22 protein-coding genes and 1 other annotated feature are annotated in these 24974 nt (G+C 53.3%); of the genes, 18 read left to right on the top strand and 4 right to left on the bottom strand.

Annotated elements, in window-relative coordinates:
• Positions 1–255 precede the first annotated feature (255 nt).
• The 9 genes from argC to clpB all read left to right on the top strand — a co-directional run bounded on the left by argC (position 256) and on the right by clpB (position 12769).
• Positions 256–1290 (top strand): N-acetyl-gamma-glutamyl-phosphate reductase, encoded by a 1035-nt coding sequence (gene argC / locus BJQ97_RS13180; RefSeq protein WP_160156928.1) that lies wholly within the window; start codon positions 256–258, stop codon positions 1288–1290.
• Positions 1291–1306: 16 nt separating this feature from the next.
• Positions 1307–2539, top strand: coding sequence for a bifunctional ornithine acetyltransferase/N-acetylglutamate synthase (gene argJ, locus BJQ97_RS13175; RefSeq protein WP_160156927.1), 1233 nt, complete (start codon positions 1307–1309; stop codon positions 2537–2539).
• A 12-nt stretch (positions 2540–2551) separates the two neighbouring features.
• A complete protein-coding gene (gene argB / locus BJQ97_RS13170) occupies positions 2552–3325 on the top strand; it encodes an acetylglutamate kinase (RefSeq protein ID WP_160156926.1) in 774 nt (257 codons plus the stop codon).
• A complete protein-coding gene (locus BJQ97_RS13165; RefSeq protein ID WP_160156925.1) occupies positions 3325–4485 on the top strand; it encodes an acetylornithine transaminase in 1161 nt (386 codons plus the stop codon). Before argB ends, BJQ97_RS13165 begins: the two co-directional genes overlap by 1 nt.
• A gap of 88 nt (positions 4486–4573) precedes the next feature.
• The gene (locus BJQ97_RS13160; RefSeq protein WP_160156924.1) at positions 4574–5638 is read left to right on the top strand and encodes a carbamoyl phosphate synthase small subunit; all 1065 of its coding nucleotides are present in this window, start codon (positions 4574–4576) and stop codon (positions 5636–5638) included.
• The gene (locus BJQ97_RS13155; protein ID WP_160156923.1) at positions 5631–8759 is read left to right on the top strand and encodes a carbamoyl-phosphate synthase (glutamine-hydrolyzing) large subunit; all 3129 of its coding nucleotides are present in this window, start codon (positions 5631–5633) and stop codon (positions 8757–8759) included. Before BJQ97_RS13160 ends, BJQ97_RS13155 begins: the two co-directional genes overlap by 8 nt.
• A complete protein-coding gene (gene argF / locus BJQ97_RS13150; protein ID WP_160156922.1) occupies positions 8756–9694 on the top strand; it encodes an ornithine carbamoyltransferase in 939 nt (312 codons plus the stop codon). The genes BJQ97_RS13155 and argF overlap by 4 nt, the downstream gene beginning before the upstream one ends.
• 193 nt (positions 9695–9887) lie before the next feature.
• A complete protein-coding gene (locus tag BJQ97_RS13145) occupies positions 9888–10067 on the top strand; it encodes a YjzC family protein (RefSeq protein WP_011230299.1) in 180 nt (59 codons plus the stop codon).
• A gap of 107 nt (positions 10068–10174) precedes the next feature.
• Complete coding sequence (clpB, locus tag BJQ97_RS13140; RefSeq protein ID WP_160156921.1) at positions 10175–12769, top strand: ATP-dependent chaperone ClpB; 2595 nt, start codon at positions 10175–10177, stop codon at positions 12767–12769.
• Positions 12770–13115: 346 nt separating this feature from the next.
• Here clpB and BJQ97_RS13135 read toward each other — a convergent pair whose 3' ends face one another.
• The gene (locus BJQ97_RS13135; protein ID WP_011230302.1) at positions 13116–13304 is read right to left on the bottom strand and encodes a YjzD family protein; all 189 of its coding nucleotides are present in this window, start codon (positions 13302–13304) and stop codon (positions 13116–13118) included.
• Positions 13305–13446: 142 nt separating this feature from the next.
• On the opposite strand from BJQ97_RS13135, the gene BJQ97_RS13130 reads away from it, so the two are divergent.
• The gene (locus BJQ97_RS13130) at positions 13447–14178 is read left to right on the top strand and encodes an alpha/beta fold hydrolase (RefSeq protein ID WP_160156920.1); all 732 of its coding nucleotides are present in this window, start codon (positions 13447–13449) and stop codon (positions 14176–14178) included.
• A gap of 34 nt (positions 14179–14212) precedes the next feature.
• Here BJQ97_RS13130 and BJQ97_RS13125 read toward each other — a convergent pair whose 3' ends face one another.
• The gene (locus BJQ97_RS13125) at positions 14213–14464 is read right to left on the bottom strand and encodes a hypothetical protein (protein ID WP_160156919.1); all 252 of its coding nucleotides are present in this window, start codon (positions 14462–14464) and stop codon (positions 14213–14215) included.
• A gap of 257 nt (positions 14465–14721) precedes the next feature.
• On the opposite strand from BJQ97_RS13125, the gene BJQ97_RS13120 reads away from it, so the two are divergent.
• The 5 genes from BJQ97_RS13120 (at position 14722) to BJQ97_RS13100 (ending at position 19050) form a co-directional block, all read left to right on the top strand.
• Positions 14722–15654, top strand: a complete 933-nt coding sequence (locus BJQ97_RS13120) for a beta-ketoacyl-ACP synthase III (RefSeq protein WP_160156918.1) — start codon at positions 14722–14724, stop codon at positions 15652–15654.
• Between the two features lie 40 nt (positions 15655–15694).
• Positions 15695–16933 carry a beta-ketoacyl-ACP synthase II gene (fabF, locus tag BJQ97_RS13115; protein WP_160156917.1) on the top strand — a complete coding sequence of 413 codons (1239 nt, stop codon included), beginning with the start codon at positions 15695–15697 and terminating at the stop codon, positions 16931–16933.
• A gap of 143 nt (positions 16934–17076) precedes the next feature.
• Positions 17077–17880 carry a DUF2268 domain-containing putative Zn-dependent protease gene (locus tag BJQ97_RS13110; protein ID WP_160156916.1) on the top strand — a complete coding sequence of 268 codons (804 nt, stop codon included), beginning with the start codon at positions 17077–17079 and terminating at the stop codon, positions 17878–17880.
• A 137-nt stretch (positions 17881–18017) separates the two neighbouring features.
• Complete coding sequence (locus BJQ97_RS13105; protein WP_160156915.1) at positions 18018–18224, top strand: YuzI family membrane protein; 207 nt, start codon at positions 18018–18020, stop codon at positions 18222–18224.
• Between the two features lie 85 nt (positions 18225–18309).
• Positions 18310–19050, top strand: coding sequence for a YjbA family protein (locus BJQ97_RS13100; RefSeq protein ID WP_160156914.1), 741 nt, complete (start codon positions 18310–18312; stop codon positions 19048–19050).
• Positions 19051–19111: 61 nt separating this feature from the next.
• Here BJQ97_RS13100 and trpS read toward each other — a convergent pair whose 3' ends face one another.
• Both trpS and BJQ97_RS13090 read right to left on the bottom strand, forming a co-directional pair.
• Positions 19112–20098, bottom strand: a complete 987-nt coding sequence (trpS, locus tag BJQ97_RS13095; protein WP_160156913.1) for a tryptophan--tRNA ligase — start codon at positions 20096–20098, stop codon at positions 19112–19114.
• Positions 20099–20150: 52 nt separating this feature from the next.
• Positions 20151–20383: a binding site (T-box leader), on the bottom strand.
• A gap of 50 nt (positions 20384–20433) precedes the next feature.
• Positions 20434–20808, bottom strand: coding sequence for a DUF3899 domain-containing protein (locus tag BJQ97_RS13090; protein ID WP_160156912.1), 375 nt, complete (start codon positions 20806–20808; stop codon positions 20434–20436).
• A 424-nt stretch (positions 20809–21232) separates the two neighbouring features.
• On the opposite strand from BJQ97_RS13090, the gene BJQ97_RS13085 reads away from it, so the two are divergent.
• The 3 genes from BJQ97_RS13085 to opp3C all read left to right on the top strand — a co-directional run bounded on the left by BJQ97_RS13085 (position 21233) and on the right by opp3C (position 24954).
• Entirely contained in the window at positions 21233–22885 is a 1653-nt protein-coding gene (locus BJQ97_RS13085) for a peptide ABC transporter substrate-binding protein (protein ID WP_160156911.1), read from the top strand.
• A 120-nt stretch (positions 22886–23005) separates the two neighbouring features.
• Positions 23006–23935: an oligopeptide ABC transporter permease gene (gene opp3b / locus BJQ97_RS13080; protein WP_160156910.1), complete on the top strand. Its 930-nt coding sequence runs from the start codon at positions 23006–23008 to the stop codon at positions 23933–23935.
• Positions 23932–24954 carry an oligopeptide ABC transporter permease gene (opp3C, locus tag BJQ97_RS13075; protein WP_044732061.1) on the top strand — a complete coding sequence of 341 codons (1023 nt, stop codon included), beginning with the start codon at positions 23932–23934 and terminating at the stop codon, positions 24952–24954. Before opp3b ends, opp3C begins: the two co-directional genes overlap by 4 nt.
• Positions 24955–24974 lie beyond the last annotated feature (20 nt).

Raw genomic sequence — 24974 nt, 5'->3', positions numbered from 1 at the left:
AGATTGAAAACTTGTTGAACATTGGTGGAATTGTTTGTGAGAGGCTTTACGCCTGAGTGCGTGAGGGGGATGGACAAGATCATGCGCTTCGGCAGCGGAGCCCAAGCGGTTTTCGTTTTCCCGTGGGCCTGGTGAACATAAGGGGGCAAGAAAGAAGAAAATCCTTTAAAAATTATTAAATATACATTTGATTTTATTTTTATACAGTATTATAATGAGAACTACATGAGGCATACAGGTGAGGGGGAACGGTTGATGAACGCAGCCATTATCGGGGCGACGGGATACAGCGGGGCGGAGTTGCTGCGCTTGCTATACGGGCATCCGCGTGTGAGCCGCTGCGATGTTTTCTCGTCGTCGCAGGACGGGGTTCATTTATCGGAAAGTTTCCCGCACGTCGGTGATATCGATGGTGTGGTGTTGCATAAACTTGACATCGAGGCGCTTTCCCGTTACGATGCGGTCTTTTTCGCCACGCCGCCCGGGGTGTCGGGGGAGTGGGCGCCGGCGCTCGTTGATCGGGGAGTGAAAGTGATCGATTTATCAGGCGATTTCCGTTTGAAAGACGGAGCGGTGTATGAACAATGGTACGGGAGGGAGGCGGCGCCCGCGGAATATTTGGCGCGCGCCGTATACGGGCTGACGGAGTGGAACCGAGAGGCGATCCGCGGGGCCGTGCTCCTATCCAACCCGGGCTGCTATCCGACGGCGACGCTGCTTGGCCTGGCGCCGCTTGTCAAAGAAGGATTGATTAAGGAAGACTCGATCATCGTTGACGCCAAGTCCGGCGTATCGGGCGCGGGGCGGAAAGCAGCGCTCGGGACGCATTTTTCCGAAGTGAACGAAAACGTGAAAATTTATAAAGTGAACGTCCATCAGCACATTCCGGAAATTGAGCAAATGCTGCAAACGTGGAATGAAGCGGTGGAGCCGATTACGTTCAGCACTCATTTGATTCCGATGACACGGGGCATTATGGCGACGATTTATGCAAAGGCGAAACAGCCGTTTTCGCCAAACGACTTGGTAGATTTATATAAAACAAGTTATGAAGGTTCGCCGTTTGTCCGCATCCGTCAACTTGGACAGTTTCCGGCGACGAAAGAAGTGTACGGTTCCAACTATTGCGACATCGGCCTCGCCTACGATGAGCGGACGAGACGGGTGACGGTCGTGTCGGTGATCGATAACTTGATGAAAGGCGCCGCCGGGCAGGCGGTGCAAAACTTCAATCTGATGATGGGGTGGGATGAGGCCGAGGGCCTCCAATCCTTGCCGATCTATCCGTGAGGGAAGGGGAACGAACATGACAGCAACGAAACAAACGGCGCCAGTGACGGCGGTCGCTGACGGAACGGTTGTCACGCCGAAAGGATTTCAAGCGGCTGGGGTGCACGCCGGGCTGCGCTATTCGAAAAAAGATTTAGGGGTTATTCTATGCGACGTGCCGGCTTCGGCGGCGGCGGTGTATACGCAAAGCCATTTCCAGGCGGCGCCGCTCAAAGTGACGCAGGCCAGCCTCGCTGTAGAACAAACATTGCAGGCGGTCATCGTCAACAGTGCATGCGCGAACGCCTGCACCGGCGAGCAGGGGCTTCGCGATGCGTATGAAATGCGCGACCTGTGTGCGAAACAATTCGGCCTCGCGCCGCATTATGTGGCGGTGGCGTCGACGGGCGTAATCGGGGAATATTTGCCGATGGAAAAAATTCGCGCGGGCATCGAAAAGCTCGTTCCCGGTGCGACGATGGCGGATGCTGAGGCGTTTCAAACAGCGATTTTAACGACGGATACGGTGATGAAGCGCGCCTGTTATCAAACGGCCGTCGATGGGAAAACGGTCACCATCGGCGGGGCAGCGAAAGGATCGGGGATGATCCATCCGAACATGGCGACGATGCTCGCGTTCATTACGACCGATGCCAACATCTCTTCGGCGATGCTGCATGATGCGCTCCGGTCGATTACCGATGTATCGTTCAATCAAATTACGGTCGATGGCGATACGTCGACGAACGACATGGTTGTGGTGATGGCAAGCGGCCTCGCTGGAAATGACGAATTGACGCCGGACCATCCGGATTGGGAACACTTTTACGAAGCGCTGCGGAAAACGTGCGAAGATTTGGCGAAGCAAATCGCCAAAGACGGCGAGGGGGCGACGAAGCTCATTGAAGTGCGCGTGCGCGGCGCGAAAACGGACGATGAGGCGAAAAAAGTCGCGAAGCAAATCGTTGGCTCAAACTTAGTGAAAACGGCCGTTTACGGCGCGGATGCCAACTGGGGGCGGATCATCGGCGCGATCGGCTATGCCGATGCGGACGTCGATCCAAATAATGTGGATGTCGCGATCGGGCCGATTGTGATGTTGAAAGGAAGCGAGCCGCAGCCGTTCTCGGAAGAAGAAGCGGCGGCGTATTTGCAACAAGAGACGGTCGTCATTGAGGTGGATTTGCACTTGGGCGATGGCTTCGGCGTCGCGTGGGGCTGCGACTTGACGTACGATTATGTAAAAATCAACGCCAGCTATCGGACGTAAGGGGAGAGAACGATGGGGAAAACGGTCGTCATCAAATGCGGCGGCAGCGTGCTCGATGAGCTGTCTCCAGCCTTTTTTGCCAGCGTGAACATGATGCGAGAACAAGGGATGGATATCGTCATCGTCCACGGCGGCGGGCCGGAAATCGGACAGATGCTGAAAAAACTGGGGGTGCCGAGCGAGTTTGTCAACGGTTTGCGGAAAACGACGAAAGAGGTGCTTGCCGTTGTAGAAATGGTGCTCTCGGGCAAAGTGAACAAACAGCTTGTGGCGATGCTCAAGCAGCACGGCTTGTCGGCGGTCGGCGTTTCCGGCGTGGACGGTGGGCTGCTTGAAGCTGAACCGATTGACTTGGCCAAACTCGGCTATGTCGGCCGTGTAAAAGCGGTTCGCTCCAGCCTTTTGCGCACGCTGCTTGAGGCGGGCTACATTCCGGTCGTTTCACCGCTTGGCGCCGACCAAAACGGGCAAACATACAACATTAACGCCGACATGGCGGCTGGCGCGGTCGCGGCAGCCATCGGCGCCAGCCAGCTCGCGTTTGTGACGAACGTGCCCGGCATTTTGCAAAACGGTGCGCTCGTGTCAGAGGCGACGGCGGAAACGATTGAACGATTGATCGAAGACGGCGTCATCACCGGCGGGATGATTCCGAAAGTGAAAGCGGCGCTGTCCGCCCTGTCCGATGCGCTGCCCGAGGTGATGATCGTCAGCGGCAAAACGCCGTTTTATCAAAACGGAACATGGCACGGCACAACGATTCGCAAAGAAGTGGGGGTATATTGATGAGCGCGCTGTTTCCGACATACAACCGTTGGAAGATCGCCGTCCAAGCGGCGGAAGGGACGGTTGTGACCGACTTAAATGGAAAACAATATCTCGACTTTGTCTCGGGCATTGCCGTCTGCAATCTCGGCCATCGCCATCCGCACGTCCAAAAGGCGATTGAAACGCAGCTGAATCAATATTGGCACGTATCGAATTTGTTTACGATTCCCATTCAAGAAGAGGTCGCTTCCTTGCTTGCCGCCCACAGCGCCGGCGACTGCGTCTTTTTCTGCAATAGCGGAGCCGAGGCGAACGAAGCGGCGCTGAAGCTGGCGCGCAAACATACGGGAAGACATAAAGTGATCACGTTTTCCCAGTCGTTTCACGGCCGGACGTTCGCGACAATGGCCGCGACCGGGCAGGAGAAAGTGCATAGCGGCTTCGGTCCGCTGCTTCCGGAATTCATTCACTTGCCGTTGAATGATGTCGACGTTCTCAAACAGGCAATGAGTGAGGAAGTGGCGGCGGTGATGCTTGAGGTCGTTCAAGGGGAAGGCGGCGTCCGCCCGGTTGACCCGACGTTTTTGCAAATAGCGTCGGAGCTGTGTCAACAGCATGGGGCGCTTCTGATCATCGACGAAGTACAGACCGGCATCGGCCGGACCGGAAAGCCGTTTGCTTACCAGCATTTCGGCGTGGAGCCCGACATCATCACCGTGGCGAAAGGACTTGGAAGCGGCATTCCGGTTGGTGCGATGATCGGCAAAGCGTTTTTGAAAGAGTCGTTCGGGCCTGGCGTGCATGGGTCGACGTTCGGCGGCAACCCGATCGCGATGGCCGCTGCCAAAGCGACATTGGAAGTGGTGTTTGATCCGTCGTTTTTGCAAGACGTCCAAGAAAAAGGAAACTATTTGGTTGCGCGGTTAAATGAAGCGCTCGCCCCGCTTGACATCGTCAAGGACGTGCGCGGGCTCGGGCTCCTTGTCGGGGTCGAGTGCCAAACGGACGTCGCACCGCTGTTGCCATTGATTCATGAAAACGGCTTGCTCGTCCTCTCGGCGGGGCCGAAGGTGATCCGCCTGCTGCCGCCGCTTGTCGTGACGAAAGCGGAAATCGATAAAGCGGTGGACATTTTAACAAACGTGTTGAAAAACGCCAACGCCTCAGCCGTCTTGTAAACGGACGGCCGACGGCTTAATTTTTATTCCTCTTCATGCATAAAAATTCTAAAACGGCTATAAAAACTCAAACGATGAGGTGGCGCTAATGAAAGCGTACTTGCATGTGGCGAGCGGAAAAACGTTCAGCGGCGAGCTCGCCGCTCCGCTGGAAAAAACGGTGAGCGGGGAGATCGTTTTTTTCACCGGCATGACCGGTTATCAAGAAGTGTTGACCGACCCGTCGTATAAAAACCAAATCATCGTGTTTACGTACCCGCTGATCGGCAATTATGGCATTAATGAAGACGATTTTGAAAGCAAGCGGCCGCATGTGGAAGCAGTCGTCGTCTATGAGGCAAGCCGAGAAGGGTTTCATTACGGGGCGAAATACAGTTTGGCGGAATACTTGCGGCATTGGAACATTCCGCTCCTGACGCATGTGGATACGCGCGCCCTTGTGAAAGAAATCCGCACCGCTGGGACGATGATGGCGGAATTAAGTTTGTCGCCGATTCCAGCAGTTGCTGATGAGGAAGCGGCGTTTCCAGTGCGCGCGGTGTCGACGAAAACGATGGAGACGCATGGTCAAAGCGGACCGCATTTGGTGCTGATCGATTTTGGCTATAAAAAATCGATTTTGCAGTCGCTTCTTGCACGCGGCTGCCGAGTGACCGTTGTGCCGCATGATACGGCGCCGGAAGCGATTGACGCGCTGAAGCCGGACGGGCTTGTCCTCTCAAACGGTCCGGGCGATCCGAAGCAGCTGCGCGCTCAGCTTCCAGCCATTCGCCGGCTCATCGACCGGTATCCGACGCTGGCGATCTGCCTTGGCCATCAGCTTGTCGCCTTGGCGTACGGGGCGGATACGGAAAAACTCCGCTTCGGGCACCGCGGCGCCAATCAGCCGGTGTGGGACGCCGTGAAGCAACAAGTGATGATGACGTCGCAAAACCATAGTTATGTTGTGAAAGAAGAGAGCCTAGTGGCCACGCCGTTTGACATCCGCTTCATCAACGTCAACGACGGATCGGTCGAAGGAATCGTTCATCGCCATAAACCGATTTTGTCGGTGCAATATCATCCGGAGGCGCATCCGGGGCCGCAAGATACCGGCTATATTTTCGACGAATTTTTGCAAACCGTGTTCAAGGGAGAGAAAGTATATGCCTAAAGATTCCTCGCTTCAGTCGATTCTCCTGATTGGGTCGGGGCCGATTGTCATCGGTCAGGCCGCCGAGTTTGACTATTCCGGCACACAAGCGTGCATCGCCTTAAAGGAAGAAGGATACCGCGTCATTTTAGTGAACAACAATCCGGCGACGATCATGACCGATGAGGTCCATGCCGATGCTGTGTATTTTGAGCCGCTCACCGTCGATGCGGTCGAAGCGATCATCGCCAAGGAACGTCCGGACGGGCTGCTGGCGACGTTTGGCGGCCAGATCGGACTCAACTTGGCGTTTCAGCTGCATGAATCCGGGGTGCTTGAAAAGTATGGGGTGAGACTGCTCGGAACACCGATTGAAGCGATCAAGCGCGGGGAAGACCGCGAAGCGTTCCGCGCGTTGATGCATGAGCTTGGCGAACCGGTGCCGGAAAGCGAAATTGTCACGAGCGTCGAGGAAGCGGTCGCGTTTGCTGAACAAATCGGTTTTCCGATCATTATTCGTCCCGCGTATACGCTCGGCGGGACGGGCGGCGGCATCGCAGAAAACATGGAGCAGTTTCTTGCTCTCGTGGAAAAAGGGCTTGCCGAAAGTCCGATCAGCCAATGTTTAATCGAACGAAGCGTCGCCGGGTTTAAAGAAATTGAATACGAAGTGATGCGCGACCAGTCGAATACGTGCATTACGGTTTGCAATATGGAAAACGTCGACCCGGTCGGCATCCATACGGGCGATTCGATCGTCGTCGCACCGTCGCAGACGTTGACGGATGAGGAATACCAAATGCTTCGCACGTCGGCGGTGAAAATCATTTCCGCATTAGGGATCATCGGCGGCTGCAACATTCAGTTCGCCCTTGACCCGAACAGCAAACAATATTACTTGATCGAAGTCAATCCGCGCGTCAGCCGCTCGTCGGCGCTCGCGTCGAAAGCAACCGGCTACCCGATCGCCCGCATTGCGGCGAAGCTCGCGGTCGGCTACACGCTCGCGGAGCTCGTCAACCCGGTGACAAAAACGACGTACGCCAGCTTCGAGCCGGCCTTGGACTACGTCGTCGTCAAGTTTCCGCGCCTGCCGTTTGACAAGTTTCCGAATGCGGACCGGAAGCTCGGCACGCAAATGAAAGCGACCGGGGAAGTGATGGCGATCGACCGTAATATGGAGCGGGCGTTCCAAAAAGCGGTGCAGTCGCTTGAAGGGAAAAACAACGGGCTGTTTTGGCCGGAGCTTGAGGCCAAAACGAATGACGAGCTGAAGCAGCTGCTTGTCGATAAAGACGACCGCCGCTTTTTCGCCATCTTGGAGCTGCTCCGCCGCGGGGTGACGGTTGAGGCGATTCATGAATGGACGAAAATTGACCGCTTTTTCCTTTGTTCGTTCGAGCGGCTCGTGGCGCTCGAAAAACAGGCGGCAGCCACCACAATCGACACGATCGATGAGCCGACGTTCCGCTTTTTGAAAGAAAAAGGGTTTAGCGACGCCTTTTTGGCCGAAACGTGGGGCGTGACGGAGCTTGATGTGCGCAACAAGCGGAAGGAACTTGGCATTGTGCCATCATACAAAATGGTCGACACGTGCGCGGCCGAATTTCATTCGGAAACGGATTATTACTACTCGACCTATTTCGGCGAAGACGAGCGGAAGAAAGCGAGCGGCAAGGAGAAAGTGCTGATCATCGGCGCTGGGCCGATCCGCATCGGCCAAGGCATTGAGTTTGACTACAGCTCGGTCCATAGCGTGTTCGCCTTGCAAAAAGAAGGCTATGAAACGGTGATGATCAACAACAATCCGGAAACCGTCAGCACGGACTTTGCCGTCGCCGACCGCCTTTACTTTGAGCCGCTCACCTTAGAGAGCGTCTTGGATGTCATTGAAGCGGAACAAATCAAGCATGTCATCGTTCAGTTTGGCGGACAGACGGCGATCAATTTGGTCAAAGGACTCGAAGAAGCAGGTGTGCCGCTGTTGGGCGTCACGTACGATATGATTGACCAGCTTGAGGATCGCGATCGTTTTTACCAGTTGCTTGAGGAACTTGACATCCCGCACGTACCGGGCTTGATGGCGAACAACGCCGAGGAGCTCGCCGCCAAAACGGCCGAGATCGGCTGCCCGGTGCTGCTTCGCCCGTCGTATGTCATCGGCGGCCGCGGCATGTTTATCGTCCATAGCGAGGCGCAGCTCGCCGCTTTGATTGAGCAAGGCGAGTTGGCATATCCGATTTTGATCGATGCGTATTTGGAAGGGAAAGAGGCGGAGGCCGACATCGCCACGGATGGGACGGACATTTTCCTGCCGACGATTATCGAACATGTCGAAAAAGCCGGCGTCCACTCCGGCGACAGCTATGCATGGCTGCCGGCGCAGACGCTCACAGACGAAGAAAAAGCGAAAATCATCGACTATGCGGGCCGGATTGCGAAAAAACTTGGCTTTAAAGGAATCATGAACATTCAATACGTCATTGCGGACGGCAATGTATACGTCCTTGAAGTGAACCCGCGCGCGAGCCGGACGGTGCCGATCGTCAGCAAAACGACCGGCGTGCCGCTGGCGCAAATTGCGACAAAGTTATTGCTTGGGAAATCACTCGTCGACATCGTTGACGAAAAAGCGCGCGGATTGGCGGTCATGCCGTACGCCGTGTTAAAGTATCCCGTCTTTTCAACCCATAAGTTGCCGGGGATTGACCCGATGGTCGGGCCGGAGATGAAATCGACCGGCGAAGGCATCAGCATCGCCGCGACGAAGGAAGAAGCGGCGTACAAAGCGTTTTATGCCTACTTGCGAAAGAAAGCAAACGCCAATGAAGTGTATGTGATCGGCGGCATCGATGAGGCACTGGCAGCGGAAATCGAAGCGAAACAACTTGTAATCGTGTCTGATCTCCCGTTTGCCGAGTGGGTGAAGCGCGACGCAGCGCTCGCGGTGATCAACTTGGGCAAAGAGGAAGACGAGGCAAACAAACGAATGGCTGCGTTGTCCCGACAATTGCTCGTCTTTACGGAATGCGAGACGGTGAAGCTTTTCTTGCAGGCGCTCGATATTGATCATCTTGATGTGCAGCCGATCCACGGCTGGTTGGAAAAGAAAAAACAAGCAGAACAGGCGGTGATCGCATGAATGCAGTGTTGTCATTAAAAGGGAAAGATTTTTTAACGCTGCTCGATTTTTCAACAGACGAAATTATGGACTTGTTGGCGCTAGCAGCCGATTTAAAAGCGAAACAAAAAGCCGGCGTGCCGTATGCGCCGCTTTCCGGCAAAACGATGGCGATGATTTTTGAAAAGCCGTCAACGCGCACGCGCGTGTCGTTTGAAGTCGGCATGATCCAGCTCGGCGGCCAGGCGATGTATTTAAACGGCAACGATTTGCAGCTTGGCCGCGGCGAAACGATGGCGGATACGGCGCGCGTCTTGTCGCAATACGTCGATGTCATTATGATCCGGACGTTTGCTCATCAAAAAGTGGAAGAACTGGCCGAATATGCGTCCGTTCCGGTCATCAACGGGTTGACGGACGATGATCATCCGTGTCAAGCGTTGGCGGATTTGCTGACGATTTATGAAGTGAAAAAAACGTTCCAAGGCGTCAAACTCGCCTATGTCGGCGACGGCAACAACGTCGCCAACGCCTTGCTTGCGGCCGCAGCCAAAGTGGGAATGGATATTTCCATTGCCTGTCCGCCGGGCTATGAGCCGAAGGCGGAATACGTCGAGTCAGCGCGCCGGATCGGCGAGAAAACCGGAGCAACAATTGTCGTGACGCACGACCCGCTTGAGGCAGCGGCGGGAGCCGATGCGATTTATACAGACGTATGGACGAGCATGGGCCAGGAAAGCGAAAGCGCCGAGCGGCTTCAAGTATTCCAGCCGTACCAAGTGAATGAACAGCTCGTCAAAGCAGCGAAGCCGGATTACCTCTTTTTGCATTGCCTGCCGGCCCATCGCGGCGAAGAGGTGACGGCCGGCGTCATGGACGGCCCGAACTCCTTCGTCTTTGAACAAGCCGGCAACCGGCTTCATGCGCAAAAAGCGATTTTAGTGTCGATCCTATAGGAAAAAGGAATTCCCGTTTCGGGAGTTCCTTTTTCGCTCTTCGCAAGGAAAAGGATTTCCATGAGGAAAAAACGTTTTTATTATGAAAGGCTTGAGTCTTCGTGTGCGGCGGCCCCCATCATTTCCCTTCTTATGAACAGCGGCGGAACCGGGAATGCTAACAAATGCAATCGAAGCAAGGGGGATGAAACAAATGGGCCAACCACGCCATTTCAAACCAGGAGATAAAGCGCCGAACAACGGTGTGTACATTGAAATCGGCGAAACGGGCGACAACGTAAAACATCCGAAAAAGCTGAAACTGAAAGCTGGCGATACGTTCCCCGAAACGTCGAACCATAACCGGCATTGGACGTATTTGCGCAAACCGTGAAGCACAACAAAAGCCATTCCAAGTATGGAGTGGCTTTTCATTTGCCATGCACTTCGCGATGCGCTATAATGATTTATGGTCAAAGAAGGTCAAATGGAGGGGACGGCATGGATGCAAGCCGTTTGACGGAAAAACTGCAAGAGGCGCTCATGGCGGCGCAATCGCTCGCCAAAGAACGACATCATCAACAGCTTGATGTCGAGCATCTCCTGATTGCGTTGCTCGAACAAGAAGGCGGCTTGGCGCCGCGGCTCGTGGAGCTTTCCGGCGCCGACAAGGAAAAGGCCGCTGACTGGCTTCGCAGCCAGCTTCGCCAAAAGCCTGAAGTGCATGGGGTGGACGGGCAGCTGTATGTTGCGCCCGCCTTGGCGCGGTTGCTTGAGGAGGCGGAAAACGAAGCGAAGCGAATGCAAGACGAGTACATATCGGTCGAACATGTGCTGCTCGCGTTGCCTCATGGCGCCGAGCCGGTCGCTCGGCAGCTGGCGTCGTTTGGACTGACGAAGGAAGCACTATTAGCGGCAGTGAGAAACGTAAGGGGGAATCAACGCGTGACGAGTCCGCATCCGGAAGCAACCTATGAAGCGTTGGCAAAATACGGGCGCGACCTTGTCGCGGAAGCGAAAGCTGGAAAAATCGACCCAGTCATCGGCCGCGACAGTGAAATTCGCCGCGTCATCCGCATTTTGTCGCGGAAGACGAAAAACAACCCGGTGTTGATCGGCGAGCCGGGCGTCGGGAAGACCGCTATTGTCGAAGGGCTCGCTCAACGCATCGTGCGCAAAGACGTCCCGGAAGGGCTGAAAGACAAAACGATTTTCGCTCTTGATATGAGCGCGCTCGTCGCCGGAGCGAAGTTTCGCGGTGAATTTGAAGAACGGCTGAAAGCGGTATTGAACGAAATCAAAAAAAGCGACGGCCGCATCATTTTGTTTATTGACGAGCTGCATACGATCGTCGGCGCTGGCAGAGCGGAAGGGGCGATTGACGCCGGCAATATGCTCAAGCCGATGCTTGCCCGCGGCGAGCTGCGCTGCATCGGGGCGACGACGCTTGATGAGTACCGGCAATACATCGAAAAAGACCCGGCGCTCGAGCGCCGCTTCCAACAAGTGCTTGTCCAAGAGCCGAGCGTTGAGGACACGATTTCGATTTTGCGCGGATTGAAAGAGCGGTATGAAGTGCACCATGGAGTGAAAATCCACGATCGCGCGCTCGTCGCGGCCGCCGTTTTGTCCGACCGTTACATCTCTGACCGCTTTTTGCCTGACAAAGCGATCGATTTGGTCGATGAAGCGTGCGCGACGATTCGGACGGAAATGGAATCGATGCCGTCGGAGCTGGACGAAGTGATGCGCCGTGTCATGCAGCTTGAAATTGAAGAGGCGGCCTTAAGCAAAGAAACGGATGAAGCGAGCCGCGAGCGGCTTGCGGCATTGCAAAAAGAACTTGCCGATTTGCGTGAAAAGGCGAACGCCATGAAAGCGCAATGGCAAAAAGAAAAAGAAGCGCTTGACCGCGTCCGTCGTTTGCGCGAGGCGCTCGAGCGGGCAAAACGCGAACTGGAAGAGGCGGAAAACGAGTATGATTTAAACAAGGCGGCGGAGCTTCGCCATGGCCGCATTCCGCAGTTGGAAAAGCAACTTAGACAGCTCGAGGAAGAAATCAGTGAGCAAAGTGAAGGGAAATTGCTGCGCGAGGAAGTGACGGAAGAAGAGATTGCCGAAATCGTGTCGCGCTGGACGGGCATTCCGCTCACCCGCCTCGTCGAGGGAGAGAGGGAAAAGCTGCTTCGCCTTCATGAATTGCTGCATAGACGGGTCATCGGTCAAGACGAAGCGGTCGAGCTTGTCGCTGACGCCGTCTTGCGGGCGCGGGCCGGCATGAAAGACCCAAACCGCCCGATCGGATCGTTTTTGTTCCTCGGACCGACCGGCGTCGGCAAAACGGAACTTGCCAAAGCGCTCGCCGAGGCGCTGTTTGACAGTGAGGAGCAGCTCATCCGTCTTGACATGTCCGAGTATATGGAAAAACACGCCGTCTCCCGCTTGATCGGAGCGCCGCCCGGCTATGTCGGCTATGAGGAGGGCGGCCAGCTGACCGAGGCGGTGCGGCGCAAGCCGTATTCCGTTCTGTTGTTCGATGAAATCGAAAAAGCTCATCCGGAAGTGTTCAACATCCTGCTGCAGCTGCTTGATGACGGACGGCTCACCGATTCGCAAGGGCGGACGGTCGACTTTAAAAACACCGTCGTCATTATGACATCGAACATCGGATCGCCGCTGTTGTTGGAAAACAAACATGGCGACATTGATGAAGAAACGCGCAAACAAGTGTTCGACCAACTGCGCGCCCATTTCCGCCCCGAATTTTTAAACCGAATCGACGATATCGTCTTGTTTAAGCCATTGTCGATGAATGAAGTGAAAGGCATCGTCGAAAAGTTCGCCCGCGAGCTGTCGGCCCGTTTGGCCGATCGGCATATCGAACTCGCGCTGACCGAAGCGGCGAAGCAATACATCGCTGAAGCGGGCTTTGACCCGGTATACGGAGCTCGGCCGCTCAAACGGTTTATGCAAAAGCAAATCGAAACGCCGCTCGCCAAAGAGCTGATCGCTGGGCGGGTGAAAGATTACAGCACCGTCATCGTCGATGCGGAAAACGGGAAACTGGTCATTCGCCCGTCGGTGCAGGCGGGTTGAACGTGACAGCGGTGTCTATATAGATGCAATTTGAAGCTTTACCTTTTGCAGCTTTTACCGAGCATTGGATCGACTGTCGATCGACCGAACAGCGCCGATTCCACACCCATGTATGGGTCTGTGAAGAGGTGGTTGTTCGGTCTTCCGTCACGTCAAGGCGTGACGAAGAAGCCCGCGGCTTGCCTTCGACAGTCAAAAATGGACAAGCCGCTTTTCCATCAAGGATATGTTAAACGTTTTCGCTGCATCTATATAGTCGCGAAACATAATGGGGGATGGACCGTTCATCAAAAAACAATGCCTTGGGGTTTTTTCGTCCCAAGGCGTTGTCTTATAAAGCGAATGATCAATGATGGTGATCCCCGGCCGGCTCGTCCGGAATCAAGGCTGCAATTACGAAGACTAAGATCGTCACGATGACGCCAAGCAAAGCACCGGTTGCGAAGTTGTAGCCGATGCCCTGCATCGAGCCCATGACGTACGTCGCCATTTGCACAAGCAAAAACGTCCAGAAAAACGTCCAAAACAAGCGCATCTTTGTCCCTCCCATCTTCGCGTCATTTCTTTTTTTATCTTATCACAATTTGCCGCGTAGGCATATACCCGGACGTTTTTTTCAGCCGCGCATATCGTATACTGTACCATTATGCATTGCCAAACAAGGGTGAACGGAAACGATGGCAGGACAACGGCGGTTTTTTCAACTCGATGAGCAATGGTGCATCGTTCACGTGCCGGAGCGCCCCAATGGGTTTGCCCTTTTTTTAATGGGCGACGGCGATCATTTTGTGAATGAACAGACGAGTTTTTGGCTCGAGCATCCGGGGCGGCGCCAATGGCTGGATGATTGGCTGGAGCGTGGGTATACGGTCTTTTCGTCCCATTTGTACGGTCGGCATTGGGGAAGCCCGAAAGCGGTCCGACTGGCGCGCCAGCTCATTTACTCGGTGTTGAAAAGCGAAATTGTGAACCAGCGCATCTACATCGTCGCCGAAGGAATGGGCGCGCTCGTCGCCTTGCAGTTGCTTGGCGCCATGCCAAGCCAAATCCGCGCCGTCGCCATGATCAACCCCTGCCTTGACGTACGCGCCCAGCTTGACTATGAACAGGAACATCCATTCGTGTACCGGCGGATGGTGAAGGAAATCGCAACTGCCTATGGCTTGAAAGAAGAAGAGGTGCTGGAGGCTGTTCCGTCCCTCTTTCTAAGTCTTCATGACGTTCCGGTGACGATTTGGCAACTGGCCGGAGTAAGTCCGTATCCATCCGCCTTGCATACCCGTAAATATGAACAATGGATGAAAACGACAAACAACCGGGTGCGCGTCGTTTACGAGCTGCCGGAGAAACGGCGCCAACTGGCTCGGCAAATCGGGCAATTTTTCTGCCAATACAATGAACTCCCGTAAACGACAAGGGCAGACGCATCGATCGCTGCGTCTGCTATTTTTTCAATAAGTCGACGAGCGAGGTGATCTTTTTCACGAGCGGTTTTAATTGTTGCAATGAGTCGGCTAGCGTATTGACGTTTTCAAACAGCTTCATGAAATCGATGTTCGGCAGTAAAGGCGGCTCTGTCCCGTTCCTTTGATCTTCGCGCTCGCCGGTTGCGCGAGAAGGAAAATAACCGAACATTAATCGAGAAAAACGGTCCTTTCGTTCGGAATATTGTTCTTGTGCTTCGCCGTTGGCCACGGGTGATCCTCCTTTTCATGCGATGGTTGCTCGTATTTGTATTGTATGGCACAAAGGAAAAAGCGGTTTGGACAAATGACTTAGGGGCACGGAAAGTGCTGGTTCAACTTTCGTTTTCTATTGCGCATCCGTGCTCTTTCGGCTAAAATTAGTACCAAGTAATAATAATTGGTGATGTAGACTGATTGTACATTCAAGTTTGGTGGTCAGTGTGAGCGTTTTTTTCCATTTTGGGAAAGAAAGAGGAGATGGATGATATGGGAGCAGGAATTATCGGGGTCGGCCGCTATGTGCCGGAAAAAGTGTTGACCAACTTTGATTTGGAAAAAATGATGGATACATCGGATGAATGGATCCGGACGCGCACCGGGATCGAGGAGCGCCGCATCGCTCCGGATGATATCGATACGTCTGATATGGCGTATTTTGCCGCAGAAAAGGCGCTTCAAGACGCTGGCATGGAAGCGAAGGATATTGATCTCATTTTAGTTGCCACCGTCACTCCGGACCGTCCGTTTCCGTCGGTCGCTTGCATGCTTCAAGAGCGGCTTGGCGCTGTCAATGCCGCTGCGCTTGATATTAGCGCCGCCTGCGCGGGGTTTATGTATGGGATGGTTACGGCCGCCCAATTTATTGACACCAGCGTCTACAAGTATATATTAGTAGTGGGGGCGGACAAACTATCGAAAATCACCGATTGGACCGACCGCAACACGGCGGTGCTGTTCGGCGACGGCGCCGGAGCGGTTGTCATGGGTCCGGTGTCTCCCGGACGCGGCATTTTATCTTTCGAATTAGGAGCTGACGGAACAGGAGGAAAACATTTATACAAAGACGAATATATCGTCATGAACGGCCGCGAAGTATTCAAGTTTGCCGTCCGGCAAATGGGAGAGTCGAGCGTGCGGGTGCTTGAGAAAGCAGGGCTCACGAAAGACGATGTCGACTTTCTCATTCCGCATCAAGCGAACATTCGCATCGTCGAAGCGGCCAGACAGCGGCTCGAGCTGCCGGAAGAGAAAATATCGACCACGATCCGTCGGTACGGCAACACGTCGGCCGCATCCATTCCGATTTCGCTTGTCGAAGAGTTGGAAGCGGGCAAAATCCATGACGATGATCTCATCATTATGGTCGGATTCGGCGGCGGGCTGACGTGGGGCGCGATCGCTTTGCGCTGGGGCCGTTAACGGCACGTATATTATCGAAATAAAAGGAGAGACGGAAACGATGGAAAAAAGACGAGTCGTCGTGACAGGCATAGGCGCCGTCACCCCGCTTGGGAATGACGCAGAAACGACGTGGAAAAACATTATCGCCGGCCAGTCCGGCATCGATGTGGTCACCCGCGTCAATCCGGACGACTTTCCGGCGAAAGTGGCGGCGGAAGTGAAAGACTTCGATCCGTCGCTGTTTATCGACCGCCGCGAGGCGCGGAAGATGGACCGATTTACCCAATTCGCCGTCGCTGCGGCGCTCATGGCGGTCAAAGATGCCAATCTCGACATTCATGAAAGCAACGCTGAACGGGTCGGTGTTTGGATCGGTTCTGGCATCGGCGGCATGGAGACGTTTGAACAGCAGTTTGAGATTTTCCAGCAGCGCGGTTATCGCCGAGTGAGCCCGTTTTTCGTGCCAATGATGATCCCGGATATGGCCGCTGGGCAAGTATCGATCATCCTCGGAGCGAAAGGGATCAATTCTTGCACGGTGACCGCTTGCGCGACCGGGGCGAACTCGATCGGTGATGCGTTTAAAGTCATTCAGCGCGGCGACGCCGATGTTATGATCACTGGCGGGACGGAAGCGCCCATTACGAAAATGTCGTTCGCCGGTTTTTGCGCCAATACGGCTCTCTCAACCAATCCAGATCCAAAAACGGCGAGCCGTCCGTTCGATAAAAACCGCGACGGTTTCGTCATGGGTGAGGGAGCGGGCATCGTTGTTCTTGAGGAATTGGAGCATGCGTTGCGCCGCGGCGCGAAGATTTACGCAGAAATTGTCGGTTACGGTGCGACCGCCGACGCGTACCATATCACCGCGCCGGCGCCGGGCGGCGAAGGCGGCGTGCGGGCGATGCGCCAGGCGCTTCATGACGCTGGCCTAAAGCCGGAGGAGATCGATTACATCAACGCCCACGGCACGAGCACCGAGTACAATGATAAGTATGAGACGGCGGCGATCAAAGAAGTATTCGGCGATCATGCGTATAAGCTCGCTGTCAGCTCGACGAAGTCGATGACCGGGCATTTGCTCGGGGCGACCGGCGCGGTGGAAGCGATTTTCTCCGTGCTGGCGATCCGCGACGGCATCATTCCGCCGACGATCAACTACGAAACGCCGGATCCGGAATGCGACCTCGACTATGTGCCGAATGAAGCGCGCAAGCAAGACGTGCGCGCGGTCTTAAGCAACTCATTTGGATTTGGCGGCCATAATGCGACATTGATTTTTAAAAAATATGCGTAATGGATGAAAAGGAGAGCCTTGGGTGAGCGGAGCTGAAAACGCGTGACTAACGGCGGGTTCGGTTCAGCATCAGGCTCTCTTTTTTGTTTTGTTTCACCGTCTTTTCTCTGCCGACATAACGTAAGAGAAAAGGAGGGAAAGCGATGGGATTGCTTCCGACCGATCGATGGCTGGAAGAGGATGAAGGCGATCCGCTCCGGTTGTGCGCGCGGTTGGCGCCACTTTTTGGCAAGATGCCGGCGCGTGAGATTTACAGCTATTTACGGCTGTATGGCATGTACCGAAGCGCCCGGCAGGCCGCGCGGCTTTTGCCGGAGATGAAAGAGCGCCGTCTTTGGGAACGTCTTGACCGTTTGTACGAACGGCAACGGCGGATATGGAAGGGACCAGACGTTCCGGTATTTTTGCTGCCGGCTGATGATGAAAATCGGAAGCTTGCGCGCGAGTTCCAAGGAAAAGGCGGGGTGGCGTTTGCCGATAAATTGTTTTTCTTCTTGTTGCCTGATCATTGCGACGAGGAGATCGCTGCGTTGGTGGTGCATGAATACAACCATGTATGCCGTCTCAAACAATTGCCGAATGAAGGCGAAGATGCGACGTTGCTGGATGCAGTCGTTATGGAAGGATTGGCGGAACATGCCGTCGCCGAGATGGTCGGCGTCGAGCAGTGCGCGGTCTGGACGAAGTATTACACCGATCGAGAGATGGAACGGTTTTGGCGGCGCTATATTGTCCCGAACCACCATTTGCCTGTTTCGCATCCACATACTTCCCGAATTTTGTACGGACTTGGATGGCAGCCGAAAATGGGGGGCTATGCCGTTGGGTATGCCATCGTCCGTCGTTGCCTAGAAAGAGGATATTCGCTCGCCCAATTGATGACGATGGAAGCGAAAGACATCGCAGAGTTGGCGGGCTTTTCAGGCGAACATCAAGGAGCGTCTTAGCTCGAAACCGCATGGTGACCGACGCTGTCCGGTGATCACAAGAATCTTAGGGGGCATCGGGCGCAAACAGGCATGTTGTCCATGGCGCCGACATATATGTAGAACAAGGACGTGGACAAGAAGGAAGGGAAAGCCCGGTGGTCCGCCTGTTTTGTTATTTGGTCGGCTTCGGTTTTTCGGTCGTCGGCGGCATGATGGTGATCGCCTATTTGAACATCATCACTCCAGAGCGCGGTTTTAGCGAATATTTATCTTATATTTCGACAAGGGTGGAATGTTATTTATTCCCTATTGGCCTTCTTTTGATGTGGGGGAGCTTGACGTTTCCAAGCCGCAGCCCCTAGAGGGGAAAAGAGGACGAAATGGAATAAAATTCCCCTCCCCTGCCTATACTGATGGACAAACACGTCTGGAAGTGAGGGGTCTCGCATGCTTTATCTGCACGACATTTGGGTCAACTGGTTTGAAGGCGAAGAGAACGGATACAACGTCTGTCATTTTCACGAATGGCGCAAGGATGATCAAATCGAGCTGCTCGACCAAGTGCCGCTGTTAAAAGTATCCCCGGCCCTGTTTCATTACATTGAAAACAGTTTGTCCGACCTTCCGAAACCGCTGCTAGACGATGTGCATCAGAAGGCGTATGTCCGCAAAAACCATGAACGCATTCAGTTGGACTATTGTTTCGTTGTCACGGACGGCGCCGGCGTTTTGGCTGTCGATACAATCGGTTATCAAATCCCGATTCGCAAAAGCCGCCTCATTCCGCGCCAGGAACAACTCGTCTACGAAATGGCAGCCGAAGCGGAGGAACAGGACTATCCGCTGCCGAAGTATGAAAAAGAATACCACATTTTATCGCCGGCGCCGGAACTGATGTGCGGACTCACGCGCAAAGAGCGGCAGTTGAAACAGCTGCTGTTTATGGCGCTTGACCAGCTTTATTCGACAAAAAATACTGCCCAGATGCGCTATTGGTATACGGAATGGGCGCCGGAAAAATACGCCGCTATTCAAAAAATGTCTTTTGATGAAGCGTGGGAACAATTGTATAACGAGACGAAATACGGGTGGTCCGAACGACATGAGCAACTGTGCGAAAACTTGATCAAAGGGCACCCATTTTTCGAAAAACTGTGGGAAATGGAACAAGAACCGAAAGTCAATTAAAAAACGGGCCAAGGCGATAGGCGCCTGCCCGTTTTTGTATGGCTTCGCTGGATGGGGGTATTTACCGCCGCCGCCCGAGCCCCATGGCTTGCTCCATTTTGCGCACCGTTTCCGATGCCACCCGGTTTGCTTTTTCCGCCCCTTCATCCAACACGCGGTCAAGCTCCTCGCTTTCCATCCAATGGTGATACCGCTCTTGAATCGGTCGAAGCGTTTCGATGACCATTTGAGCGAGGTCGGCTTTGAAGACGCCGTATCCTTTTCCTTCGTATTGCCGCTCCAGTTCCTCGATCGATTGGCCGGATAGCGTCGAATAAATATTGAGCAAGTTCGAAATGCCTGGTTTCGCTTCTTTGTCGTAGCGAATCGTTCCTTCCGAGTCGGTGACCGCGCTTTTGATTTTCTTTTCGATCGTTTTCGCATCGTCAAGCAGTGTGATGTACGCCTTCGGGTTGGGGTCGGATTTGCTCATTTTTTTCGTCGGGTCGACAAGTGACATGATGCGGGCGCCGACTTTCGGAATGCGCGCCTCGGGAATGGTGAACAGCTCCCCGTATCGTTTGTTGAAGCGCTCGGCAAGGTCCCGCGTCAATTCGATATGTTGCTTTTGATCATCGCCGACCGGAACGATGTCTGTGTTATAAAGCAAAATGTCAGCAGCCATCAGAGGCGGATACGTGAGCAGTCCGGCGCTGACCGCCTCCTTGCCGGCCGATTTTTCTTTAAATTGCGTCATCCGCTCAAGTTCCCCGATATAAACGATGCACTGCAACATCCATGCGGCTTGAGCGTGCGCCGGCACTTCCGACTGAATGAACAACGTCGCCTGCGTCGGGTCGATGCCGACTGCTAAATACAAAGCGGCGAGGCGACGGATGTTTTGCCGCAGTTCGTGTGGGTCTTGCGGAACGGTAATGGCGTGTTGGTCAACGATGCAAAAATAACAGTTGTATTCATGCTGCAGCTCGACAAACTGCCGCAGCGCCCCGATGTAGTTGCCAAGGGTGATGACGCCGCTTGGCTGAATGCCGGAAAAAATCGTTTTCATCGTTCTCACTCCTCGATGGTAATGAAAAATGAAAAGGCCCTGCCATCCCTCTGATAGGGACGGTAGGACCGCGGTGCCACCCTACTTATTGCGCCAAAAGCGCAATCGCTCAGCCCATGCTTCGCGCATGGCCCCCTGTAACGCGGAGAAACGTCCTCGCCTACTGCGCCGCCGGTTCAGCGGGAAGCTCGAAAGCCCATTCCATATGGCTAGCCGCTTGTTCGCACCGTCCACAAGCTCTCTGAAGGCATCGCCATATGTACTCTTCTTTCTCATCGCTTAGTTTATCCTACATTTGCCTTACATTATACGGAAAACATTCAGCTGTTGCAACCTTATTGCACGGCATATCCGGCGGCAATCATCGCCAGAAACAGAAGCAGACCAGAAAAGAGAAGCGGATACGTGATGGCGAAACGCCGCGGACCGAGCGGCTCATCCGATTCATGTTCTGCTGCCGCTTCCTCAAGATACCGCTCCACCTTCGTTCTGTTCATGCGCAATCGGCGAAACCCGTATGCGAATCCGCTGAAAAACCCGCGTTCATAAACAAACAAAAGCCCGCCGAGCGACAGAGGCAAAAGGGAGAGCAAAAACGAAATGTTAATAAAGGCCACCGTGGTCCATGCACCTTGTCCCGCGACGATGAGTGCGCTCACCGCCAGCATCGCGGCGACGAGCCATCCGGTTCGAACAGCGATCTGTTTCATGTCATTGTTCCCGCCTTTCTGCTGTCATTTTTATTTTATCATAAACCGTGTAGGCGGGAAGGTTGTCAAAATTATTAACAAAATTATATTAAAAAATATAGAAGAAATATGGAAGTTCAGGAGAGATTTGCTTCGAAGCTGAGAGGGAGGACAAAAAAATTATATTGTAAGCGTTTTCTTTTTTCTGTAGGCAGAAATTTTTTATTTACAATTGTGACAAAAGTCGTTACAATGCAGATGAGAATGCAATCCGATCTTCATCCCGTTTGTAAGTAGTTTGAAATTTTTTTATTTAAGAAAATAAAAAAATTCTTTTCAAATATACTAACACAGGATATAATAAGCGATGTAAGTACAATCTTCTGAAACCAAATGGTTCAGAAGATTTGTAATACGCTACATAAAATTTAAGGGGGGTTTTTTAGTGAAGAAGCGATTTTCTTTCTTCCTCGTCCTGCTTCTCGCGCTGTCGACGTTCCTCGCAGCGTGCGGCGGAGGCAAGGACAACAACAACGCCCAAGGCGGCCAGGGCGGCGAAAAGCCGGCGGAGAAGAAGGAGCAGGTGCTGAACTTGCTTGAAAGCCAAGAAATCCCGTCGCTTGATTCGGCGCTCGCCACTGATGCGGTGTCGTTCATTGTGTTGAACAACGTCATGGAAGGTCTGTACCGTTTAGGCAAAGACAACAAGCCGGTGCCAGGGATTGCGGAAAGCTATGAAGTGAGCCAAGACGGCAAAACGTACACGTTCAAGCTCCGCAAAGACGCGAAATGGTCAAACGGCGATCCGGTGACGGCGCACGATTTCGAATTCGCTTGGAAGCGCGTGCTTGATCCGAAAACGAAATCGGAATATGCGTACATTATGTACGACATTAAAAACGCGGAAGAAGCCAACACAGGCAAGGTGCCGCTTGACCAAGTCGGCGTCAAAGCCCTTGATGACTACACCCTTAAAGTCGAGCTGAAAAACCCGGTTCCGTATTTCGTCGGCTTGACAGCGTTTGGCACGTTTATGCCGCAAAACGAAAAATTTGTGAAAGCGCAAGGCGAGAAATACGGCCTTGAAGCCAACACGACGTTGTACAACGGCCCGTTCGTGTTAAGCGAGTGGAAGCATGAACAAGGCTGGACGTACACGAAAAACCCGAACTACTGGGATAAAGACAACGTCAAGCTGGAAAAAGTCAATGTGAAAGTCGTGAAAGACACGGCGACAGCGGTCAACTTGTATGAAACGAAGCAAGCGGACCGCGTCGGCTTGACGGCGGAGTTCGTCGACAAGTACAAAAACGACAAAAACTTCCACACGAAATTGGATCCGTCGCTCTACTGGCTGCGCATGAACACGAAAAAAGAACCGTTGAACAACGTCAATGCCCGCAAAGCGATTGCGATGGCGATCGACACACAAGCGATGGTCGATACGCTGCTGAACAATGGTTCAATTCCGGCGAAGTTCACCGTTCCGAAAGACTTCGTCACCGGTCCGGACGGCAAAGACTTCCGCGATGTGAATGGCGATTTGGTCAATTACAATCCGGATGAAGCGAAAAAACTGTGGGAGCAAGCGAAAAAAGAGCTGGGCAAAGACAAATTTACGCTTGAGCTGTTGAACTATGACACCGACAACGCGAAGAAAATCGGCGAGTATGTGAAAGCGCAGCTTGAACAAAACTTGCCGGGCTTGACGATCAACATCAAGCAGCAACCATTTGCGCAAAAACTGAAGCTCGAAAGCAGCATGCAATATGACTTGTCGTTCTCTGGCTGGGGCCCGGACTATCAAGACCCAATGACGTTCCTGCAGCTTTGGACGTCGACAAGCCCGCACAACGAGACGGGTTGGTCGAATCCTGAGTACGACAAGCTGATCAAAGACGCGCAAACGACGCTTGCCAACGATCAACAAGCTCGTTGGGATGCGATGCTGAAAGCAGAAAAAATCGTCTTTGAAGGAATGCCGATCGCTCCGCTGTACCAACGCGGCGCTGCGTATTTGCAACGCGAGTACGTCAAAGATTTCGTCACGCACACGTTCGGCGCCGACTACAGCTTGAAATGGGCGTATGTTGAGTAACCGTTCTCTTGAGAGATGCGGAGGAGAGTATATGCATAGGCATATACTCTCCTTTTGACTGATAAGGCGAAAAATGTCGAAAAACAACGAAGATTATAGAAAAGCAGAGGAGGTGCGGTCATGGCGCGGTATACGCTTCAGCGGTTCGTTTATATGATCATCACGTTGTTTCTTATTGCTACGTTGACGTTCTTTTTAATGAAGCTGCTGCCTGGTTCGCCGCTGCAAAACCAAGAAAAATTGACGCCGGAACAGAAGGCGCTCATTTTAAAAGAGTACGGATTGGATAAGCCCGTGCCTGTTCAGTACATTCAATATTTAGGGAATTTATTGAAGGGGGATTTGGGGGTATCGTTCCAATATGACAACCGCCCAGTGACAGAACTCATCAGCGATCGAATCGGCCCGTCGGCTCAGCTCGGGTTTCAAGCGATTGTTTTTGGAACGATCGTCGGGTTGATTCTCGGAATTGTCGCGGCGATTCGACATAATCATTGGGAAGATTACACAGCTACGGTCATTGCGGTGTTGGGCGCCTCGATCCCGTCGTTTGTGTTAGGGGGGTTTTTGCAATATTTCATCGCTGTGAAACTGCAATGGCTTCCAGTCGCCTTTTGGGAAGGTTTCAAATATACGATTCTCCCGACATTGGCGCTGTCTGTCGGGGTCATCGCCAGCATCGCCCGCTTTATGCGCACCGAGATGTTGGAAGTGTTGAGCTCTGACTACATTTTGACGGCTCGGGCGAAAGGGATCAGCCAAGCAGGGGTCATTATGAAGCACGCGATTCGCAACTCGCTTATTCCTGTCATTACCATTTTAGGCCCGATGACGGTCAATTTAATGACGGGAACGCTTGTCATTGAGAAATTGTTTGCTGTCCCTGGTCTTGGAGAGCAGTTTGTCCGTTCGATTGAACTGAACGATTACCCGGTTATTATGGGAACAACGTTGTTTTATTCCGCCTTGTTGATTTTGGCAGTCTTCATCGTTGATGTGTTGTACGGGGTTGTCGACCCACGCATCCGGTTAGCGGGAGGGAAAAAATGATGGCGAAACAACAATACGAACAACTTTCACCGGAATGGTTTCAGCCCGCCCCGCCGAACGTCGGTGAACAGGAAAAAATCAATCGTCCGAGCTTGACGTTTTGGCAAGATGCTTGGCTTCGTCTTCGGGAAAACAAGGCAGCGATCGTGGGGCTCGTGATGATTATCATTTTGACGCTCATGGCGATCATCGCCCCGATGGCGAGCGACCGAACGTATAAAGATCAAAACTTGCGACATGCGAAACTTCCGCCGAAAATCCCGGTGCTCGAGCATGTTCATTGGCTTCCGTTTGACGGCCGGGATGCGAATGGCGTTGATGTGTATAAACAGCGCGGCGTGAAAGAGTACTATTGGTTCGGCACGGATGATTTAGGCCGTGACTTGTGGGTGAGAACGTGGTATGGCACGCGCATTTCGCTTTACATTGGTTTGCTGGCGGCGTTGATCGACTTGTTGATCGGGATTGCGTACGGCGGCATTTCCGGCTACTATGGCGGCCGCGTCGACAATGTGATGCAGCGGATCATCGAAATTTTAAACGGCATCCCGTATTTAATTATGGTCATTTTGTTCATTTTGATTTTTGAGCCTGGAATCATTTCCATCACGTTGGCGATGGTCATTACCGGTTGGACGACGATGGCGCGGATCGTGCGCGGACAAGTGTTGAAATTAAAGAACATGGAATACGTGTTGGCGGCAAGGACGCTTGGGGCGCCGACATCACGGCTTATTTTCAAACATTTGATCCCGAACGTCATCGGTCCGATCATTATTACGACGATGTTCACGATTCCATCGGCCATCTTCACTGAGGCGTTTTTGAGCTTTATCGGCCTTGGCATCCGTCCACCGGAAGCGTCGCTTGGCTCGCTTGTCAATGATGGATACAAATCGATTCAGACGTATCCGCATTTGATGATTATTCCGGCGATTGTCATCAGTTTGCTCATTTTAAGCTTCAACTTGGTGGCAGACGGAATCCGCGATGCGCTTGACCCGAAAATGCGCAAATAACCGACGGAAGGGGTGAAACC

This window comes from Geobacillus sp. TFV-3 (assembly GCF_009901865.1).
GTDB lineage: Bacteria > Bacillota > Bacilli > Bacillales > Anoxybacillaceae > Geobacillus > Geobacillus thermoleovorans_A.
The sequence above is the reverse complement of the archived record's forward strand: the minus strand, read 5'-3'. Positions and strand labels throughout refer to the sequence as shown.

What these genes read in the sequence shown, in the direction of transcription:
- argC (WP_160156928.1), top strand. Translation starts at nt 256, where the DNA reads ATGAACGCAGCCATTATCGGGGCGACGGGATACAGCGGGGCGGAGTTG.
- argJ (WP_160156927.1), top strand. Translation starts at nt 1,307, where the DNA reads ATGACAGCAACGAAACAAACGGCGCCAGTGACGGCGGTCGCTGACGGA.
- argB (WP_160156926.1), top strand. Translation starts at nt 2,552, where the DNA reads ATGGGGAAAACGGTCGTCATCAAATGCGGCGGCAGCGTGCTCGATGAG.
- BJQ97_RS13165 (WP_160156925.1), top strand. Translation starts at nt 3,325, where the DNA reads ATGAGCGCGCTGTTTCCGACATACAACCGTTGGAAGATCGCCGTCCAA.
- BJQ97_RS13160 (WP_160156924.1), top strand. Translation starts at nt 4,574, where the DNA reads ATGAAAGCGTACTTGCATGTGGCGAGCGGAAAAACGTTCAGCGGCGAG.
- BJQ97_RS13155 (WP_160156923.1), top strand. Translation starts at nt 5,631, where the DNA reads ATGCCTAAAGATTCCTCGCTTCAGTCGATTCTCCTGATTGGGTCGGGG.
- argF (WP_160156922.1), top strand. Translation starts at nt 8,756, where the DNA reads ATGAATGCAGTGTTGTCATTAAAAGGGAAAGATTTTTTAACGCTGCTC.
- BJQ97_RS13145 (WP_011230299.1), top strand. Translation starts at nt 9,888, where the DNA reads ATGGGCCAACCACGCCATTTCAAACCAGGAGATAAAGCGCCGAACAAC.
- clpB (WP_160156921.1), top strand. Translation starts at nt 10,175, where the DNA reads ATGGATGCAAGCCGTTTGACGGAAAAACTGCAAGAGGCGCTCATGGCG.
- BJQ97_RS13135 (WP_011230302.1), bottom strand. Translation starts at nt 13,304, where the DNA reads ATGCGCTTGTTTTGGACGTTTTTCTGGACGTTTTTGCTTGTGCAAATG.
- BJQ97_RS13130 (WP_160156920.1), top strand. Translation starts at nt 13,447, where the DNA reads ATGGCAGGACAACGGCGGTTTTTTCAACTCGATGAGCAATGGTGCATC.
- BJQ97_RS13120 (WP_160156918.1), top strand. Translation starts at nt 14,722, where the DNA reads ATGGGAGCAGGAATTATCGGGGTCGGCCGCTATGTGCCGGAAAAAGTG.
- fabF (WP_160156917.1), top strand. Translation starts at nt 15,695, where the DNA reads ATGGAAAAAAGACGAGTCGTCGTGACAGGCATAGGCGCCGTCACCCCG.
- BJQ97_RS13110 (WP_160156916.1), top strand. Translation starts at nt 17,077, where the DNA reads ATGGGATTGCTTCCGACCGATCGATGGCTGGAAGAGGATGAAGGCGAT.
- BJQ97_RS13100 (WP_160156914.1), top strand. Translation starts at nt 18,310, where the DNA reads ATGCTTTATCTGCACGACATTTGGGTCAACTGGTTTGAAGGCGAAGAG.
- trpS (WP_160156913.1), bottom strand. Translation starts at nt 20,098, where the DNA reads ATGAAAACGATTTTTTCCGGCATTCAGCCAAGCGGCGTCATCACCCTT.
- BJQ97_RS13090 (WP_160156912.1), bottom strand. Translation starts at nt 20,808, where the DNA reads ATGAAACAGATCGCTGTTCGAACCGGATGGCTCGTCGCCGCGATGCTG.
- opp3b (WP_160156910.1), top strand. Translation starts at nt 23,006, where the DNA reads ATGGCGCGGTATACGCTTCAGCGGTTCGTTTATATGATCATCACGTTG.
- opp3C (WP_044732061.1), top strand. Translation starts at nt 23,932, where the DNA reads ATGATGGCGAAACAACAATACGAACAACTTTCACCGGAATGGTTTCAG.